The sequence below is a fragment of the Citrobacter sp. RHBSTW-00599 genome, assembly GCF_013784065.1.
GTDB classification, from domain to species: Bacteria; Pseudomonadota; Gammaproteobacteria; order Enterobacterales; family Enterobacteriaceae; genus Citrobacter; species Citrobacter braakii.
Map to the genome: position 1 here is coordinate 1,817,038 of NZ_CP056717.1, position 17,642 is coordinate 1,834,679.

General features: G+C 52.8%; 16 protein-coding genes. 10 read left to right on the top strand and 6 right to left on the bottom strand.

Annotated elements, in window-relative coordinates; all coding sequences use genetic code 11:
* Positions 1 to 7: 7 nt before the first annotated feature.
* Complete coding sequence (locus HV243_RS08690; RefSeq protein ID WP_016153701.1) at positions 8 to 580, bottom strand: DedA family protein; 573 nt, start codon at positions 578 to 580, stop codon at positions 8 to 10.
* 164 nt (positions 581 to 744) lie between these two features.
* On the opposite strand from HV243_RS08690, the gene HV243_RS08695 reads away from it, so the two are divergent.
* Positions 745 to 1,332 carry a Yip1 family protein gene (locus HV243_RS08695; protein WP_016153700.1) on the top strand — a complete coding sequence of 196 codons (588 nt, stop codon included), beginning with the start codon at positions 745 to 747 and terminating at the stop codon, positions 1,330 to 1,332.
* Between the two features lie 180 nt (positions 1,333 to 1,512).
* On the top strand, positions 1,513 to 2,460 hold the full coding sequence (gene pbpG, locus HV243_RS08700; RefSeq protein ID WP_016153699.1) for a D-alanyl-D-alanine endopeptidase: 948 nt from the start codon (positions 1,513 to 1,515) through the stop codon (positions 2,458 to 2,460).
* Between the two features lie 100 nt (positions 2,461 to 2,560).
* Here the strand turns inward: pbpG and dld are convergent, their stop codons facing one another.
* The gene (gene dld, locus HV243_RS08705) at positions 2,561 to 4,270 is read right to left on the bottom strand and encodes a D-lactate dehydrogenase (RefSeq protein ID WP_016153698.1); all 1,710 of its coding nucleotides are present in this window, start codon (positions 4,268 to 4,270) and stop codon (positions 2,561 to 2,563) included.
* Positions 4,271 to 4,502: 232 nt separating this feature from the next.
* Here dld and bglX point away from each other — a divergent pair, with 232 nt between their 5' ends.
* The 5 genes from bglX to HV243_RS08730 all read left to right on the top strand — a co-directional run bounded on the left by bglX (position 4,503) and on the right by HV243_RS08730 (position 10,773).
* Positions 4,503 to 6,800: a beta-glucosidase BglX gene (gene bglX / locus HV243_RS08710; RefSeq protein ID WP_049269040.1), complete on the top strand. Its 2,298-nt coding sequence runs from the start codon at positions 4,503 to 4,505 to the stop codon at positions 6,798 to 6,800.
* Positions 6,801 to 7,018: 218 nt separating this feature from the next.
* Positions 7,019 to 7,936, top strand: a complete 918-nt coding sequence (locus HV243_RS08715; protein ID WP_047500997.1) for an ABC transporter substrate-binding protein — start codon at positions 7,019 to 7,021, stop codon at positions 7,934 to 7,936.
* Positions 7,937 to 7,951: 15 nt separating this feature from the next.
* On the top strand, positions 7,952 to 9,118 hold the full coding sequence (locus HV243_RS08720; RefSeq protein WP_053388863.1) for an ABC transporter permease: 1,167 nt from the start codon (positions 7,952 to 7,954) through the stop codon (positions 9,116 to 9,118).
* Complete coding sequence (locus HV243_RS08725; protein ID WP_016153694.1) at positions 9,111 to 10,058, top strand: ABC transporter ATP-binding protein; 948 nt, start codon at positions 9,111 to 9,113, stop codon at positions 10,056 to 10,058. The genes HV243_RS08720 and HV243_RS08725 overlap by 8 nt, the downstream gene beginning before the upstream one ends.
* Positions 10,042 to 10,773 carry an ABC transporter permease gene (locus HV243_RS08730; protein WP_016156966.1) on the top strand — a complete coding sequence of 244 codons (732 nt, stop codon included), beginning with the start codon at positions 10,042 to 10,044 and terminating at the stop codon, positions 10,771 to 10,773. Before HV243_RS08725 ends, HV243_RS08730 begins: the two co-directional genes overlap by 17 nt.
* Here HV243_RS08730 and HV243_RS08735 read toward each other — a convergent pair.
* Together HV243_RS08735 and mlrA are read right to left on the bottom strand one after the other, a co-directional pair.
* Entirely contained in the window at positions 10,754 to 10,861 is a 108-nt protein-coding gene (locus HV243_RS08735) for a protein YohO (protein WP_003027354.1), read from the bottom strand. The genes HV243_RS08730 and HV243_RS08735 overlap by 20 nt on opposite strands.
* Before the next feature lie 74 nt (positions 10,862 to 10,935).
* On the bottom strand, positions 10,936 to 11,667 hold the full coding sequence (mlrA, locus tag HV243_RS08740) for an HTH-type transcriptional regulator MlrA (RefSeq protein WP_053388832.1): 732 nt from the start codon (positions 11,665 to 11,667) through the stop codon (positions 10,936 to 10,938).
* A 225-nt stretch (positions 11,668 to 11,892) separates the two neighbouring features.
* Between mlrA and HV243_RS08745 the strand changes: the two genes are divergently transcribed.
* Genes HV243_RS08745 through HV243_RS08755 form a run of 3 tightly spaced genes read left to right on the top strand, consistent with a single transcriptional unit; the run spans position 11,893 to position 14,811 of the window.
* On the top strand, positions 11,893 to 13,578 hold the full coding sequence (locus HV243_RS08745; RefSeq protein WP_016153691.1) for a sensor histidine kinase: 1,686 nt from the start codon (positions 11,893 to 11,895) through the stop codon (positions 13,576 to 13,578).
* Positions 13,575 to 14,294, top strand: a complete 720-nt coding sequence (gene btsR, locus HV243_RS08750) for a two-component system response regulator BtsR (RefSeq protein ID WP_016153690.1) — start codon at positions 13,575 to 13,577, stop codon at positions 14,292 to 14,294. Before HV243_RS08745 ends, btsR begins: the two co-directional genes overlap by 4 nt.
* A gap of 46 nt (positions 14,295 to 14,340) precedes the next feature.
* Complete coding sequence (locus tag HV243_RS08755; RefSeq protein WP_016153689.1) at positions 14,341 to 14,811, top strand: DUF1456 family protein; 471 nt, start codon at positions 14,341 to 14,343, stop codon at positions 14,809 to 14,811.
* 42 nt (positions 14,812 to 14,853) lie between these two features.
* Here HV243_RS08755 and HV243_RS08760 read toward each other — a convergent pair whose 3' ends face one another.
* On the bottom strand, positions 14,854 to 15,312 hold the full coding sequence (locus HV243_RS08760) for a YehR family lipoprotein (protein ID WP_047416218.1): 459 nt from the start codon (positions 15,310 to 15,312) through the stop codon (positions 14,854 to 14,856).
* 207 nt (positions 15,313 to 15,519) lie between these two features.
* On the bottom strand, positions 15,520 to 17,553 hold the full coding sequence (gene metG / locus HV243_RS08765; RefSeq protein WP_016156963.1) for a methionine--tRNA ligase: 2,034 nt from the start codon (positions 17,551 to 17,553) through the stop codon (positions 15,520 to 15,522).
* Between the last annotated feature and the right edge of the window lie 89 nt (positions 17,554 to 17,642).

Here is a 17,642-nt window from a genome sequence, read left to right on the forward strand (position 1 = left end):
CATCGCGCTACCGGGCCGTACTTTTGCTGCTACGTTTTTTTAACCACCACCGAACGCCTGGCACCAGCACAATCACCAGAGCCAGCCATATCCAGTGCTTAATATGCTGGTCGAGATTGTGTAGCCACGGCGCAATGACTTCTCCCCCCACGTAACCCAGAGTGGTAAATATCAGCGCCCACGCCAGCGCCCCCAGAATATTCAACGGCAGGAAAATTTTAGGCGGCAAATGGCTTGCGCCAATCAGCAACGGGCCGATCACGCGAAAACCATACATAAAACGGGTGCCAATCACGAACAGATAAGGACGGCGCTGGATCATTTTCTGCGCCCGGCGGATTTTGTCGCGATGTTTTGAGAAACGACGCAAAATTTTTCCACCGTAACGACGCCCAAGCAGATACAGCAATTGATCGCCAATCATCCCGCCCAGGGCCACAGAGATAACCACCAGAGGAAATTTAAGTAATCCCTGATGTGCCGCCACGCCGCCCAGCAGGGTAATGGTTTCACCTTCGGCCAAACTGCCAATGACCAATGCGGCGTAACCGTAATGTGCAATAAGACTGTTTATATCCATATGTCTGGATGACCTCCCCACGTTAAGCATACACCCTGTGAATCATCGTGGGGTTTAAAAGCGCTGAATTAGCGGTTCGTCATTTTTGTTGTTGTACAAAAATTAATCCAAAGCTGAATTATACTTGAACTGTTGAGGTCCGGAGCTGACAAGAAGGGGGCGGTATGAACCATGTCTGGGGGCTGTTTTCCCATCCCGATCGTGAAATGCATGTGATCAACAGCGAAAACGAAAGCGTTTCGCATCACTATACCCACCATGTACTGCTGATGGCGGCAATCCCGGTTGTTTGTGCGTTCATCGGTACCACACAAATCGGCTGGGATTTTGGCGATGGCAATATCCTGAAATTATCCCTGTTGACTGGATTTGCAATGGCGATTCTGTTTTACGGGGTGATGCTGGCGGGCGTTGCCGTCATGGGCCGGGTTATCTGGTGGATGGCGCGTAACTACCCGCAGCGTCCGTCGCTGGCGCATTGTATGGTCTTTGCCGGATATGTCGCGACGCCGCTGTTTTTAAGCGGGCTGGTCGCACTTTATCCGCTGGTCTGGCTGTGCGCATTAGTCGGGACTCTCGCGCTGTTTTACACCGGTTATTTACTTTATCTCGGTATTCCGACGTTCCTGAATATCACTCGTGAGGAAGGGTTGAGTTTTTCCAGTTCGACGCTGGCAATCGGTGTGCTGGTACTGGAGGTTCTGCTGGCTATTACGGTAATCCTGTGGGGTTACGGCTATCGGTTATTCTGACGGATAAACCTGTCTACGCTGCGTTGTTGACGTAAAAGTCAGCAACGCAGCATTTCGAGACGATTCTCCTGTGGCAGCAAACCTGCCGGATCGCTATGATGCCTGAGCTAGCTTGAGATAATACTTAATCTCTGGCGGTGTGCGTTGTGACGTGCGTGAACCATTATCAGAAATCTCATCATGCTGAAATTCCGAGTTTCATTATTAAGCCTTGCCCTGGTGCTGGCCGTTCCTTTTGCACCCCAAGCCGTGGCGAAAACGGCAACTACCGCAGCGGCTTCTCAACCTGAGATAGCGTCCGGTAGCGCGATGATCGTTGATCTGAATACCAACAAAGTTATCTATTCGAACCACCCGGACCTTGTGCGTCCGATTGCGTCGATTACCAAATTAATGACGGCGATGGTGGTGCTTGATGCACGACTGCCGCTGAATGAAAAGCTGAAAGTCGATATTAGCCAGACGCCGGAGATGAAAGGCATTTACTCTCGCGTACGACTGAACAGCGAAATCAGCCGTAAAGACATGTTACTGTTGGCGCTGATGTCATCAGAAAACCGCGCGGCGGCGAGCCTGGCGCATCATTACCCGGGCGGATACAACGCGTTTATCAAAGCCATGAATGCCAAAGCGAAAGCGCTCGGCATGACTCAGACACGCTTTGTGGAACCCACTGGCTTGTCGATTCACAATGTCTCGACCGCCCGTGACTTAACCAAGCTGCTGATCGCCAGCAAACAGTATCCGCTGATCGGCCAGTTAAGTACTACGCGTGAAGATATGGCGACGTTTGCCAACCCTGCGTATACGCTGCCGTTTCGTAACACCAACCATCTGGTATACCGCGATAACTGGAATATTCAGTTAACGAAAACCGGGTTTACCAATGCGGCAGGCCACTGTCTGGTGATGCGCACGGTGATTAACAACAAACCGGTGGCGCTGGTGGTGATGGATGCCTTTGGCAAATATACTCACTTTGCCGATGCCAGCCGTTTACGTACCTGGATTGAAACGGGCAAGGTGATGCCGGTTCCGGCGGCGGCGCTGAGCTATAAAAAGCAAAAAGCTGCGCAGATGGCGGCGGCAGGTTCGGCGAAGGGCGAGCAAACCGCACAGAACGATTAAATAAGATGTCTTATCCGGCCTACGCATAGCGAATGTAGCAGTAGGCCGGGCAAGCGAAGCGCCCCGGCAACATGCCCGGTAGCGCTTATCTTTTTCAGGTTTACGATTCTTTCCAGAACTTCTGCTTACTCGTTTTCCCAATACCCGGATTCATACTGTTGGTGGGGTCATTCTCACGGTAAAAACGGGTCAAGGTTTCCGGCGCCTGATACAGATGCCCGACGTTATGCTCTGCCGGATACTGCGCCCCACGCTCGCGCAGGAGTTCCAGCATCTGCTCTTTGAGCGCATGCGCATCCACGCCTTTTTTCACGATGTAATCCTGATGGAAAACGTAACACATAAAGTGACCGTAATAGAGTTTGTGCACCAGTTGACTGTCGATCTCTGGAGGCAGATGCTCGTACCATTCGGTGTCGTTACGGCGCAGCGCGATATCCAGCGCCAGAATATCTTCCACCTCATCCGCATGCACGGCCTGATAACGAATAGCCGCGCCAGCCGCCGCAAAGCGATGCAAGAACGCCTTGCTGCCTTCTTCCGCCGTACAGGCAAAGAAGTCGCCTTCAGCGGTTTTGAAATACTCGCTTAGCCAGTTTTGGGCTTCAGCCACGCCGCCACCGGCCATTTTTAACAGCAGGTGATGCTCGTATTTATCGCGCCAGCTTTTCATGCGCGCCGGTAAGTGGCTGGGGAACAAATGACCAAATTTCTGCATTGCCCGGTCGGTGAAGTGAGGACGGAAAATTTTCACTTTTTCCAGCATCGCATCGGTGCGGCCTTTCAGGGTGAAGAAGAACGGCATTTTGTCGGTGCCGAGCTTGTCGATCATCAGAAACGTATCTTTGCCGTATTGCTCAGCGATATCGTAAATATCGCGGTGCATATATTCACCGGCGACCGGCAGATGCTCGAATTTTGCCAGAATATGACGGCGGATCTCCGTCAGCACCTCTGGCTGGTTGGTGCCGATGTAAAAGACCTGCTGGTTTTTTTCGGCTTCGAAGGTGTCCAGACGCACGGCAAAGACCGCGAGCTTGCCTGCACAACCGGACGATTCAAACAAGCGATCCGGGTCGGCGTTATAGCGTGCGGGCGTGTCCGCGTCGATATCTCTGACGCGGGTAACGTAGTCATGATCGTGCGCGTGACGTCCGTCGTGGCGAACATCGTCATCTCTAATACGCTCGTCATCCAGTTTGCTCAGGATCTGCTCCGGGGTCTGGCCCAGCTCGATACCCAGATGGTTAACCAGCTGTAATTTTCCCTGTTCATCAATACGCGCAAACAGCGACATCTCCGTGTATGCCGGGCCGCGCTGTACCAGCGAGCCGCCGGAGTTGTTGCAAATGCCACCGATAACCGAAGCGCCGATACAGGAAGATCCGATTACCGAATGCGGTTCACGGCCAAACGGTTTGAGCGCTTTTTCCAGCGAATAGAGCGTGGTTCCTGGATAGGCCAGCACCTGTTCACCTTTGCCGATGACGTGCAGCTTATCAAGACGCAGGGTGCTGATAATGACAATCTCGCGGTCGTAATCATTACCGCTCGGCGTAGACCCTTCGGTCAAGCCGGTGTTAGCGGCCTGCATCAGGATAATTTTATCCGCGGCGACGCAGGCGCTCAAAACGCGCCACAGTTCTAAAAGCGACCCGGGGAACACGACGGCAAGCGCATCGCCCTGGCCGGAGCGGAATCCCTTGCGATAGCGGGCGGTTTTAGCAGGTTCTGTCAGCAGGTGTGAATGACCCACCAGACGGGTCAGTTCATTCAGGAAAGCTTTATTATCTGTTGTAATGGAAGACATTCTCCACTCCTTGTGGTGGGACTCAATATCAGGAACAAGCATAGCGCTTTGTATGACAATACGCTTTCTCATTCATATTGTCTCTGGTTCGTCTTTTACTGATTCGCGCTGGTTTCGAAAATTAGGAGAATAACCTTAGCTTTCTTTATCGCTCCCGTTTAGTCTTACGGCAAACTGCGGTTTTTGTTATATTTTCGCTGCCTCGTCGGGAAAAAATAAAGAGAGAATCAACATGAAATGGCTATGTTCTGTAGGTGTCGCGGTGAGTCTGGCATTGCAACCAGCGTTGGCGGACACTCTGTTTGGTAACCATCCACTGACGCCAGAGGCGCGGGATGCCTTCGTTACCGATTTACTCAAGCAGATGACCGTAGATGAGAAGATTGGGCAACTGCGTTTGATAAGCGTCGGGCCTGATAACCCGAAAGAAGCCATCCGCGAGATGATCAAAGACGGGCAGGTTGGGGCAATTTTTAACACCGTCACGCGCCAGGATATCCGCAAAATGCAGGATCAGGTGATGGATCTCAGCCGCCTGAAAATCCCTCTCTTTTTTGCCTACGACGTATTGCACGGTCAGCGTACCGTATTCCCGATAAGCCTCGGTCTGGCGTCCTCCTTTAATCTTGATGCGGTCAGAACCGTTGGTCGAGTGTCTGCGTATGAAGCTGCCGATGATGGTCTGAATATGACCTGGGCACCGATGGTCGATGTCTCGCGCGATCCGCGCTGGGGCCGCGCCTCGGAAGGGTTTGGCGAAGATACGTATTTGACCGCCACGATGGGCAAAACCATGGTGGAAGCGATGCAGGGTAAAAGCCCGGCCGATCGCTATTCGGTGATGACCAGCGTCAAGCACTATGCCGCCTATGGCGCGGTTGAAGGCGGCAAGGAATACAACACTGTCGATATGAGCCCGCAGCGTTTGTTCAACGACTATATGCCACCGTACAAAGCCGGACTGGACGCCGGTAGCGGTGCGGTGATGGTGGGGCTTAATTCGCTGAACGGCACGCCGGCGACTTCGGATGCATGGCTGTTAAAAGACGTGCTGCGCGATGAGTGGGGCTTTAAGGGCATTACCGTTTCCGATCACGGCGCGATTAAGGAACTGATTAAGCACGGTACCGCCGCCGATCCTGAAGATGCGGTGCGTGTGGCGATCAAGTCCGGCATCAACATGAGCATGAGCGATGAGTATTACAGCAAATACCTGCCGGGGTTGATTAAGTCAGGTAAGGTGACGATGGCGGAGCTGGACGACGCTGCGCGTCATGTGCTGAACGTGAAATATGATATGGGGCTGTTTAACGATCCGTACAGCCATCTGGGGGCCAAAGAATCTGACCCGCAGGACACCAACGCGGAAAGCCGTTTGCACCGCAAAGAGGCGCGTGAAGTGGCACGTGAAAGCCTGGTGCTGCTGAAAAACCGTCTGGAAACATTGCCGCTGAAAAAATCCGCTACCGTAGCGGTTGTCGGCCCGCTGGCCGACAGCAAGCGTGATGTGATGGGCAGTTGGTCTGCTGCCGGGGTTGCCGATCAGTCAGTAACGGTGCTGACGGGGATTAAAAATGCCATCGGCGAGCAGGGCAAAGTGGTATACGCCAAAGGGGCGAACATCACCAACGACAAAGGCATTGTCGACTTCCTCAACCAGTATGAAGAGGCGGTGAAGGTTGACCCGCGTTCGCCGCAGGCGATGATTGATGAAGCCGTTAACGCCGCGAAGCAGTCTGACGTGGTCGTCGCGGTAGTTGGTGAAGCGCAGGGAATGGCGCATGAAGCCTCCAGCCGCACCGATATCACCATTCCGCAGAGTCAGCGTGACCTGATTACCGCGCTGAAAGCCACGGGTAAACCGCTGGTTCTGGTACTGATGAACGGTCGTCCGCTGGCTCTGGTTAAGGAAGATCAACAGGCCGATGCGATCCTCGAAACCTGGTTTGCCGGGACGGAAGGCGGTAACGCCATCGCCGACGTGCTGTTTGGCGATTACAACCCGTCAGGCAAGTTGCCGATGTCTTTCCCGCGCTCTGTCGGACAGATCCCGGTCTATTACAGCCATCTTAATACCGGTCGCCCGTATAATGCCGATAAGCCGAATAAGTACACGTCGCGCTACTTTGACGAAGCGAACGGTCCGTTGTATCCCTTTGGCTATGGCCTGAGCTACACCACATTCACGGTTTCTGATGTGAAACTCTCTTCTCCGACGATGAAGCGTGACGGGACCGTGACGGCCAGCGTGCAGGTGACCAATACCGGCAAACGCGAAGGTGCGACGGTGATTCAGCTGTATTTGCAGGATGTTACCGCTTCAATGAGTCGTCCGGTAAAGCAGCTGAAAGGTTTTGAGAAGGTGAATCTTAAGCCGGGTGAAACCCAAACCGTTAGCTTCCCAATTGATGTTGAAGCGCTGAAATTCTGGAACCAGCGTATGCAATACGATGCCGAACCGGGCAAATTCAACGTCTTTATCGGCGTGGATTCTGCCAGAGTGAAGCAGGGCGAATTTGAACTGCTGTAATTGATATCATGCCTGATAGCGTGACGCTTATCAGGCCCGCGAAATCGTACCATCCGGTAAACTCACTTTGGGTTTGCCGGATTTTTTTTATTGTATTATCGCCTTACCGCGAGTAACTCTCAGTGTTACTACCCAATTGCCAGGTTAAGGCTTGATTTTTCGACTATGCTTTTTCCTCAAGTCTCTGAAAAGGGCCGTAAAAGAATGAGGAGTGCAGCATGATAATTTCAAAAGTTTGGGTGGGTTCGCTGGCGTTATTAGCCGCGATCAGCTTGCCCTTACAGGCCGCGTCACCCGTCACGGTCGGTTCAAAAATAGATACCGAAGGGGCGCTGCTCGGCAACATTATTTTGCAGGTGCTCGAAAGTCACGGCGTGAAAACCGTTAATAAAGTACAGCTGGGTACCACTCCGGTGGTGCGTGGGGCAATCACCTCTGGTGAACTGGATATTTATCCGGAATATACCGGCAATGGCGCATTCTTTTTTAAAGATGAGAATGATCCTGCATGGAAAAATGCGCAGGCCGGTTATGACAAAGTGAAAAAGCTGGACGCAGAGCAAAATAAGCTGATCTGGCTAACGCCTGCGCCCGCCAACAACACCTGGACCATTGCGGTTCGCCAGGATGTCGCGCAAAAGAATAAGCTTGAGTCCCTTGCCGATTTAGGCCGTTACCTGAAAGACGGGGGGACGTTCAAACTTGCCGCCTCTGCGGAATTTATCGAACGGGCTGACGCGCTGCCTGCCTTTGAAAAAACCTATGGTTTCAAACTGAATCAGAATCAGCTGTTGTCGCTGGCGGGGGGGGATACCGCGGTGACGATTAAAGCGGCGGCGCAGCAGACCTCAGGGGTCAATGCAGCGATGGCCTACGGTACCGATGGTCCGGTTGCGGCGCTCGGTCTGCAAACATTAAGCGATCCGCAAGGCGTACAGCCCATTTATGCGCCAGCGCCCGTTGTGCGTGAATCGGTGCTGCAGGACTACCCGCAAATGGCAGAATGGCTACAACCGGTATTTGCCAGCCTGGATGAAAAAACGCTGCAACGGCTGAATGCCAGTATCGCCGTGGAGGGGCTGGATGCGAAAAAAGTCGCAGCAGACTACCTGAAGCAAAAAGGATGGGTGAAGTAACGGAGTTTGCAGCAGGTGGGTGTTTTGTCGAATATTTCAGTAAATCGGGTGCTGTTGCTGCTGGTGTTTCTTACCATCGCGGCGGCAGCGCTTCCTTTCATTAGCTATGCTCCCAATCGCCTGGTTTCCGGTGAAGGGCGTCAACTCTGGGATATCCAACCCGACATGGCGTGGGGATTAGCGGCGGCCTGTGTGCTGCTGTTTCTTCTGTGCTTTGTACCGGGAAAATCCGGCAATATATTGACGCTTATCGTTAGCCAACTGTTGGTGATTGCGGCGCTGGTCATCGCCGGCACAACGGCAACGTATCTGGCTCAGACGGGTAGCCCGCTGGCCAGAACCAGCCTGGGCAGCGGGTTCTGGTTAGGGCTGGGATTGATGCTGCTGGCAGCCAGTGACGCCATTCGTCGCATCACCGAACGGGCGTCGTGGCGTTGGTTATTGCACGCACAAATATTCATTTTGCCGCTGGTGTTACTGCTCTCCGGTACGTTTAACGATCTTTCTCTGCTTAAAGAATATGCCAATCGCCAGGATGTCTTTAACGACGCTCTGGCGCAGCATCTGACGATTCTGTTCGCTACCGTGGTGCCCGCGCTGCTCATTAGCGTGCCGCTGGGTGTCTGGTGTACTTTTTCTGTCTCCCGTCAGGGGCCAGTATTCGCGGTACTGAACATTATCCAGACTATTCCCTCCGTCGCGCTGTTTGGCCTGTTAATTGCGCCGCTTGCCGGACTGGTGAAGCACTTTCCCTTGCTGGGTTCGCTTGGCGTAGCGGGAACCGGTCTGACGCCTGCGCTTATTGCGTTAGTGCTGTATGCGCTCTTACCGCTGGTTCGCGGCGTAGTGGCTGGATTGAATCAGGTTCCACGCGATGTACTTGAAAGCGCCCGGGCGATGGGGATGAGCGCGCGTCAGCGATTTATCTCGGTGCAGTTTCCACTGGCGTTGCCGGTCTTCTTGCGCAGTTTGCGAGTGGTGATGGTCCAGACGGTGGGAATGGCGGTGATAGCCGCGCTGATTGGTGCAGGGGGATTTGGCGCGCTGGTCTTTCAGGGATTGCTCAGTAGCGCCGTTGATTTAGTGCTGTTGGGTGTGATCCCGGTCGTTGTGCTGGCTGTGTTGATTGATGCGCTGTTTGATTTAGGGATCGCGCTGCTAAAGGTATCGAATAATGATTGAATTTCGCCATGTCAGTAAAACCTATGGCCAGCAAAAAGCCGTCGATGACCTGAACCTCCAGTTAGGAGAGGGCAGCTTTTCGGTATTAATTGGCACGTCAGGTTCGGGCAAGTCTACCACGCTAAAGATGATCAACCGGCTGGTTGAACATGACAGCGGGCAGATCCGTTTCGCCGGGGAGGAGATCCGCAGCCTGCCGGTGCTGGAGTTACGACGGCGCATGGGGTACGCGATTCAGTCTATTGGTTTATTTCCCCACTGGACTGTCGCGCAGAATATTGCCACCGTACCGCAGCTGCAAAAGTGGTCACGTTCACGTATTGATGACCGAACAGATGAACTAATGGCGCTGCTGGGCCTCGAGGCGAGTTTGCGTCACCGTTATCCGCATCAGCTTTCCGGTGGACAACAGCAGCGGGTTGGGGTTGCGCGAGCGTTGGCGGCAGATCCGCAGGTGCTACTGATGGATGAGCCTTTTGGCGCGCTGGACCCGGTCACCCGCGGCGCGCTGCAGCAGGAGATGACGCGTATCCACCGCTTGTTGGGACGTACCATTGTGCTGGTGACGCATGATATCGACGAGGCGCTGAGACTGGCGGAGCATCTGATTTTGATGGATGCGGGAAAAGTTGTGAAGCAAGGCACGCCGTTGTCGATGCTCACTGCGCCAGCGAATGATTTCGTGCAAACTTTTTTTGGCCGCAGTGAACTGGGCGTAAGGCTGTTGTCGCTGCGTACGGTAGGGGATTTTATCCGTCGCGGCGAACACTCAGACGGCGAGCCGCTGGTGGATGAGATGACGCTACGTGATGCATTGTCGGTGTTCGTGGCGCGTGGCTGCGACGTCTTGCCGGTCGTGACGCCGCAGGGGTTGCCCTGCGGGACGCTTCATTTTCGCGATTTGCTTTCGGAGACGCCGACCCGTGAAACGTCTTGCTGATCCATTGCTATGGCTTGTTGCGCTGTTTCTGATCCTGTTGGTGGGATTGCCCCACAGTCAGGCCCTGTTTAGCTCGCTATTTCCGGCGCTGCCGCGTCCCGTGTATCAGCAGGAAAGTTTTACGGCGCTGGCGTTGAGTCATTTTGCGTTGGTGGGGATTTCAAGCCTTATTGCCGTCATCATTGGCACCGGAGCGGGAATAGCGGTAACCCGGCCCTGGGGCGCGGAATTCAGGCCGATGGTGGAAACGATTGCCGCCGTGGGGCAGACATTTCCTCCGGTCGCCGTGCTGGCGATCGCCGTACCGGTGATGGGGTTTGGGCTTGAACCCGCGATTATCGCGCTGATTTTGTATGGCGTGTTACCAATCTTGCAGGCAACTCTGGCAGGACTCGGCGGAATTTCTCCCAGCGTGATGGATATTGCCAGCGGAATGGGCATGAGTCAGGGCCAGCGGCTGCGGAAAGTGGAGTTGCCGCTGGCGGCACCGGTTATTCTGGCGGGAATTCGCACGTCGGTGATTATTAATATCGGCACCGCTACGATAGCCTCAACCGTCGGGGCGAACACGTTGGGCACGCCGATTATCATCGGGCTGAGCGGGTTCAATACCGCCTATGTGATTCAGGGGGCGCTGCTGGTCGCGCTGGCTGCGGTGATAGTTGACCGCGGGTTTGAGCGATTAGCGAGCCACCTTACCCGGCACGTAAAATGAATGTGTAGCCTGCCAGCATGACGCCGCCGATACCGCCGATGGCCATCAGCAGGAAGAGGGTGATGACACCGATTTTAGCTGCGCTCATTATGCACTCCTTATGTGAATCTAAGGATTGTACACGTTTGTTAACAGAATATTAAGAGCCGATCCTGGTTGGCTTTAAATACCGAGTGGATAAATATCGTGACCTAACGCGCGCCATTCGTTCAGTTGTTGCTGCTGAGTGGGCGTTTGGCTTTCGCCGCACCAGACCAGTAAGGTTCGCCCTTCAAACAGTTCCGGTCGCAATTGGTTTAGCGAGTGGGCGAGGACGTCAACGCGCCATCCCTGCTGGCTGGCTACCCAACCCTCCAGCCATAAGCGAGTGGTATCATGAATGTTCCAGCCGACAACCAGGGCATCTTTACCCTGTTTCTTGCGCGCCGAGGCCAGACAAATCGCGATGTAGTTGATGAGGACACCGTCGAGGATCCCCAGTAACGCCTGCAGGATCGGCTGCTGACATTGCAGGCGGCGGCGTAACGGAATGAACAAATGGGTGTTGAGCGTTTGTGCGGGATAATCCTGACCGCGCTCTTTGATCCACATCCTGAGGCTATGCAGATTATTACTTTGCAAATAGCTCAACAGCGTCTCTTGCTGTTCGCGCCAGCCGTTATGCACATCAATGTTCTCATTGCTGAGCAACATTTTTACCTTACTGACCTGAACGCCGTTATTTATCCAGCGTTTTATCTCACGGATCCGGTCGATATCCGCGTCGTTAAACAGGCGATGCCCGCCGTCTGTTCGCTGCGGTTTCAGTAATCCGTAACGCCTCTGCCACGCGCGTAAAGTGACAGGGTTGATATCACAAAGCAAAGCCACTTCACCTATTGTGTAAAGCGCCATCGTCGTCTCACTTATGCTCGCGAGGTCCCAGTTTTACTTTAGACGCTCTTTTGCGAACCAGGTAGTTTTGTCTGTTTTTTGATCAACAAATGGGTGAATTTGTAGTCATGCTCGCGCTTTCGAGTGATCGTTCTCACAAATTCCTTTTTTTTTGCAACACTTCAAAGAAAGTTACGCGCAGCCCATGTATGTTACGCGCTTTTAAGTGATGTGTGGTTGGCAGGTATGTACGAGTTTAATCTGGTGTTGCTGCTGCTTCAGCAGATGTGTGTGTTTCTCGTTATCGCGTGGCTCATGAGCAAAACGCGTTTGTTTATCCCGCTGATGCAGGTCACGATCCGGCTCCCGCACAAGCTGCTTTGCTACGTTACCTTTTCCATTTTCTGCATTTTGGGCACCTATTTCGGGCTGCACATTGATGATTCTATTGCTAATACCCGTGCTATCGGCGCGGTGATGGGCGGGCTGCTTGGCGGCCCGGTGGTCGGCGGTTTGGTCGGCCTAACCGGTGGCTTACATCGTTATTCAATGGGCGGAATGACGGCGCTCAGTTGCATGATTTCGACCATTGTCGAAGGTTTGCTCGGCGGGCTGGTGCACAGCGTGCTCACCCGTCGTGGCCGTACCGATAAAGTCTTTAGTCCACTGACCGCGGGTGCCATTACTTTTGTCGCCGAACTGGTGCAGATGCTGATCATCTTGTTAATCGCCCGGCCGTTTGACGATGCGTTTCGGCTGGTCAGTAATATCGCCGCGCCGATGATGGTGACGAATACCGTGGGTGCAGCCTTATTTATGCGTATTTTGCTCGATAAACGGGCGATGTTTGAAAAATATACCTCTGCTTTTTCCGCCACTGCGCTCAAAGTTGCCGCCTCAACAGAGGGTATTTTGCGCCAGGGATTCAACGAGGTTAACAGCATGAAGGTCGCTCAGGTGCTGTATGAAGAGCTGGATATCGGTGCTGTGGCAATTACCGACCGTGAGAAGCTGCTGGCATTTACCGGCATTGGTGACGATCACCATCTACCCGGAAAACCTATTTCGTCGTCGTACACCCAACGGGCGATAGAAACCGGAGAGGTGGTGTATGCCGATGGGAATGAAGTCCCTTACCGCTGCTCTTTGCACCCGCAATGCAAATTAGGCTCGACGCTGGTGATCCCTTTGCGGGGTGAAAACCAGCGAGTGATGGGGACCATCAAACTGTATGAAGCCAAAAACCGCCTCTTTAGCTCGATCAACCGCACGCTGGGGGAAGGGATCGCTCAACTGCTTTCGGCGCAGATTCTGGCCGGGCAGTATGAGCGGCAAAAAGCGATGCTCACGCAGTCGGAAATCAAACTCCTGCATGCACAGGTGAACCCCCATTTTTTGTTTAATGCGCTCAACACCATCAAAGCCGTGATCCGACGTGATAGCGAGCAGGCCAGCCAACTGGTGCAGTATCTGTCGACGTTCTTTCGCAAAAACTTAAAACGTCCGTCGGAGATTGTGACGCTGGCTGATGAAATTGAGCACGTTAATGCCTATCTGCAAATTGAAAAGGCGCGATTTCAGTCGCGCCTGCAGGTGACTTTGACGGTGCCAGATGCGCTTTCGTATCAGCAATTACCTGCCTTTACCCTACAACCTATTGTGGAGAATGCCATTAAGCACGGTACCTCTCAGCTACTGGATACCGGCGAAGTGTCGATTACCGCCCGCCGTGAAGGGCAGTATCTGATGCTGGATATTGAAGATAACGCCGGGTTGTATCAGCCAACGTCTGAGGCCAGCGGATTGGGTATGAATCTGGTTGATAAACGACTGCGCGAGCGGTTTGGCGACGATTTTGGCATCAGCGTAGCGTGTGAACCTGACCGCTTTACCCGAATCACTTTACGACTTCCTCTGGAGGAACTGGCATGATCAAAGTGCTGATTGTCGATGACGAACCGTTAGCGCGGGAGAATCTGCGGATCCTGTTGCAGGCGCAAAGCGACATCGAGATCGTCGGCGAATGTTCGAATGCGGTGGAAGCCATCGGCGCGGTACATAAACTGCGTCCGGATGTCCTGTTCCTTGATATTCAGATGCCGCGTATCAGCGGTCTGGAAATGGTTGGCATGCTTGATCCTGAGCATCGTCCGTATATTGTTTTCCTTACTGCGTTTGATGAATATGCGGTGAAAGCTTTTGAAGAACACGCGTTTGATTATCTTCTCAAACCGATTGAAGAGGCGCGACTGGAAAAAACGCTGAGCCGTTTGCGTCAGGAGCGCACGAAGCAGGATGTATCGCTACTGCCGGAGAATCAGCAGGCGCTGAAGTTTATTCCGTGCAGCGGCCACAGCCGAATCTATCTGCTGCAAATGGATGACGTGGCGTTTATCAGCAGCCGCATGAGCGGCGTGTATGTGACCAGCAGCGATGGTAAAGAAGGTTTCACCGAACTGACGCTCAGAACGCTGGAAAGCCGTACACCTTTGCTGCGCTGCCATCGGCAGTATCTGGTGAATATGGCGCAATTGCGGGAGATCCGTCTGGAAGAAAACGGTCAGGCCGAACTGATTTTACGCAACGGGCTGACAGTTCCGGTAAGTCGCCGCTATCTTAAAAGTCTAAAAGAGGCGATTGGACTGTAAAACTGATACACTGCGCGCCATTGCATCACCGACAGTTGAAGGCTCTATGCTAAGTAACGATATTCTTCGTAGCCTGCGCTACACCCTGAAAGCGAACAATAACGACATGGTGCGTATTCTTGCGCTTGCTGACATGGAATCCACCTCCGCAGGTTTTGATACCTGGATGACAAAAGAAGATGAAGCCGGGTTTATTCGCTGCCCGGATATCATTCTCTCCGGATTTTTAAACGGTCTGATTTATCATCTGCGTGGAAAAGACGATTCTGCGCCGGAACTGGCGCTTGAGCGTCGTGTTAACAACAATACGGTGCTGAAAAAGCTGCGTATCGCCTTTTCGCTGAAAACCGATGATATTCTGGCCATTATGACCGAGCAGAAGTTTCGTGTGTCGATGCCGGAAATTACCGCCATGATGCGCGCGCCGGACCATAAGAACTATCGCGAATGCGGCGATCAGTTTCTGCGTTATTTCCTGCGGGGTTTGACGTCGCGAGTGCACAAAACGAAAGCGTAAAACGACGCTGGCGACCACGATGAATATCGGGTCGCCAGGATGTTATTTCACCTCTTTAAAACCCGCCGATTCCATTACCGTTTGCATTTGCTTCATGCTGATATTTTTATCGGCTTTCTCAGAAAGCTTCATCCCGGAAATTGCCTGCAACGCTTTTATATCGACTTTTTCCATATCGATAGTGACATTTTCCTGCGCGTAGGTATCTGTATAGGTGAGCTTTTCTTCTACGCCTGCAATATTTTGATATTTGGCGCTTAACGCATCGAATACTTTTGCGGCTTCCTCTTTATTGCTGGCACCGATAGAGGCATAGCTGATTTTACTTTCGGAGCTTTGTTTCAGAACTTTGTCACCTTTATAGGTGTAAGAGACGGTGATATCCGAACCGTTAAGATTGGCATTGAATGTTTTCGTCTCTTCTTTATCACCACAACCCGCCAGAGAAAAAACCACAACCGATGCCACGGCGAGAGAAACTAATTTTTGTAACGCTGTCATGTAAAACTCCATTTTATGAATATCGAATGCTAAATAATAACGCCAATGAATATGAGGGCCGGGCGGCCTTAATAGCAGAGCAGTATAGAATAAATCTAATAGCGATGGCTAAGCAGTCCGAAAATGGAGTGGGGGAGTGTGTTTAAGATTAAAGGTAAATCACTCAGCAAAAAAAGCGCTGCAGTTGCAGCGCTCGAGATGTCTGATTTATTTCACCTGTTGGCCAGGTTTTGCGCCTTCGTCCGGGCTTAACAGGAAGATATCTTTCCCGCCAGGACCTGCCGCCATGACCATCCCTTCAGAAATGCCGAAGCGCATCTTACGAGGTGCCAGGTTAGCAACCATAATTGTCTGACGTCCAACCAGGGTCTGCGGATCCGGATAGGCAGAACGAATACCAGAGAAGACGTTACGCTTCTCGCCACCGAGATCCAGCGTCAGACGCAGCAGTTTGTCAGAACCTTCCACAAACTCGGCGTTTTCAATCAATGCCACGCGCAGGTCAACTTTGGCGAAATCGTCAAAGGTAATGGTTTCCTGAATCGGGTCATCCGCCAGCGGGCCGGTTACCGGTGCGGCAGCGGCCTTCACTTCTTCTTTCGACGCTTCCACCAGCGCTTCAACTTGTTTCATGTCGATGCGATTGTAGAGCGCCTTAAAGGTGTTGACCTTGTGACCGAGCAGCGGTTGCTTAATGGCATCCCAGCTCAGCTCGCTGTTCAGGAAAGCTTCTACACGTTCAGCAAGCGTTGGCAGAACCGGTTTCAGGTAAGTCATCAGGACGCGGAACAGGTTGATACCCATGGAGCAGATCGCTTGCAGGTCGGCATCACGGCCTTCCTGTTTAGCAACGACCCACGGAGCCTGTTCGTCAACGTAGCGGTTTGCCACATCGGCCAGCGCCATGATTTCACGGATAGCTTTACCAAATTCACGGCTTTCCCATGCTTCGCCAATCACCGCAGCAGCGTCAGTGAAGGTTTTATACAACGCCGGGTCGGCCAGTTCAGCCGCCAGTACGCCGTCAAAACGCTTGCTGATAAAGCCTGCGTTACGTGATGCCAGGTTGACTACTTTGTTGACGATATCGGCGTTTACACGCTGAACGAAGTCTTCCAGGTTCAGGTCGATATCATCAATGCGTGAAGAAAGCTTCGCTGTGTAGTAGTAACGCAGGCTGTCGGCGTCAAAGTGCTTCAGCCAGGTGCTGGCCTTAATGAAGGTACCGCGAGATTTGGACATCTTCGCACCGTTTACAGTCACATAACCGTGTACGAACAGGTTGGTCGGCTTACGGAAGTTGCTGCCTTCCAGCATCGCCGGCCAGAACAGGCTATGGAAGTAGACGATGTCTTTACCGATGAAGTGATACAGCTCGGCGTCGGAATCTTTCTTCCAATACTCATCAAAACTGGTCGTGTCGCCGCGCTTATCGCACAGGTTTTTGAACGAACCCATATAGCCAATTGGTGCATCCAGCCAGACATAGAAGTACTTGCCTGGCGCATCCGGGATTTCAAAACCGAAGTATGGGGCATCGCGGGAAATATCCCACTGCTGCAGGCCGGATTCGAACCATTCCTGCATTTTGTTGGCGACCTGCTCCTGCAACGCGCCGCTGCGTGTCCAGGCCTGCAGCATCTCGCTGAATGACGGCAGGTCAAAGAAGAAGTGTTCGGAGTCGCGCATTACCGGCGTCGCGCCAGAAACGACGGATTTCGGCTCGATAAGTTCGGTCGGGCTGTAGGTTGCGCCGCAGACTTCACAGTTATCGCCATACTGATCCGGAGATTTACATTTCGGGCAGGTGCCTTTAACGAAACGGTCCGGCAGGAACATGCCTTTTTCCGGATCGTAAAGCTGGGAGATAGTACGGTTCTTAATAAAACCGTTCTCCTTCAGGCGCGTATAAATCAGCTCAGACAGCTCACGGTTCTCTTCGCTGTGCGTAGAGTGGTAGTTGTCATAGCTGATGTCAAAACCCGCAAAATCAGTCTGATGCTCCTGACTCATTTCACCGATCATCTGCTCTGGCGTGATCCCAAGCTGCTGTGCTTTCAGCATGATTGGCGTACCGTGTGCGTCGTCCGCGCAGATGAAGTTAACCTGGTGGCCGCGCATTCGCTGGTAACGGACCCAGACATCAGCCTGGATGTGCTCCAGCATATGGCCGAGGTGGATAGAGCCGTTGGCGTACGGCAGCGCGCACGTTACCAGAATTTTCTTCGCGACTTGAGTCATAGTGGGCAATTACTTCTTTTGTAGTGAAAAGGGCTTTGATAGTACCAAAATGGTAATTACTGCGCCAAGCGATAAGGGCATTTATCCGT

What these genes read in the sequence shown, in the direction of transcription:
- dld (WP_016153698.1), bottom strand. Translation starts at nt 4,270, where the DNA reads ATGTCTTCCATTACAACAGATAATAAAGCTTTCCTGAATGAACTGACC.
- HV243_RS08725 (WP_016153694.1), top strand. Translation starts at nt 9,111, where the DNA reads ATGATTGAATTTCGCCATGTCAGTAAAACCTATGGCCAGCAAAAAGCC.
- metG (WP_016156963.1), bottom strand. Translation starts at nt 17,553, where the DNA reads ATGACTCAAGTCGCGAAGAAAATTCTGGTAACGTGCGCGCTGCCGTAC.
- HV243_RS08715 (WP_047500997.1), top strand. Translation starts at nt 7,019, where the DNA reads ATGATAATTTCAAAAGTTTGGGTGGGTTCGCTGGCGTTATTAGCCGCG.
- HV243_RS08735 (WP_003027354.1), bottom strand. Translation starts at nt 10,861, where the DNA reads ATGAGCGCAGCTAAAATCGGTGTCATCACCCTCTTCCTGCTGATGGCC.
- bglX (WP_049269040.1), top strand. Translation starts at nt 4,503, where the DNA reads ATGAAATGGCTATGTTCTGTAGGTGTCGCGGTGAGTCTGGCATTGCAA.
- HV243_RS08690 (WP_016153701.1), bottom strand. Translation starts at nt 580, where the DNA reads ATGGATATAAACAGTCTTATTGCACATTACGGTTACGCCGCATTGGTC.
- HV243_RS08755 (WP_016153689.1), top strand. Translation starts at nt 14,341, where the DNA reads ATGCTAAGTAACGATATTCTTCGTAGCCTGCGCTACACCCTGAAAGCG.
- pbpG (WP_016153699.1), top strand. Translation starts at nt 1,513, where the DNA reads ATGCTGAAATTCCGAGTTTCATTATTAAGCCTTGCCCTGGTGCTGGCC.
- HV243_RS08745 (WP_016153691.1), top strand. Translation starts at nt 11,893, where the DNA reads ATGTACGAGTTTAATCTGGTGTTGCTGCTGCTTCAGCAGATGTGTGTG.
- HV243_RS08760 (WP_047416218.1), bottom strand. Translation starts at nt 15,312, where the DNA reads ATGACAGCGTTACAAAAATTAGTTTCTCTCGCCGTGGCATCGGTTGTG.
- btsR (WP_016153690.1), top strand. Translation starts at nt 13,575, where the DNA reads ATGATCAAAGTGCTGATTGTCGATGACGAACCGTTAGCGCGGGAGAAT.
- HV243_RS08695 (WP_016153700.1), top strand. Translation starts at nt 745, where the DNA reads ATGAACCATGTCTGGGGGCTGTTTTCCCATCCCGATCGTGAAATGCAT.
- mlrA (WP_053388832.1), bottom strand. Translation starts at nt 11,667, where the DNA reads ATGGCGCTTTACACAATAGGTGAAGTGGCTTTGCTTTGTGATATCAAC.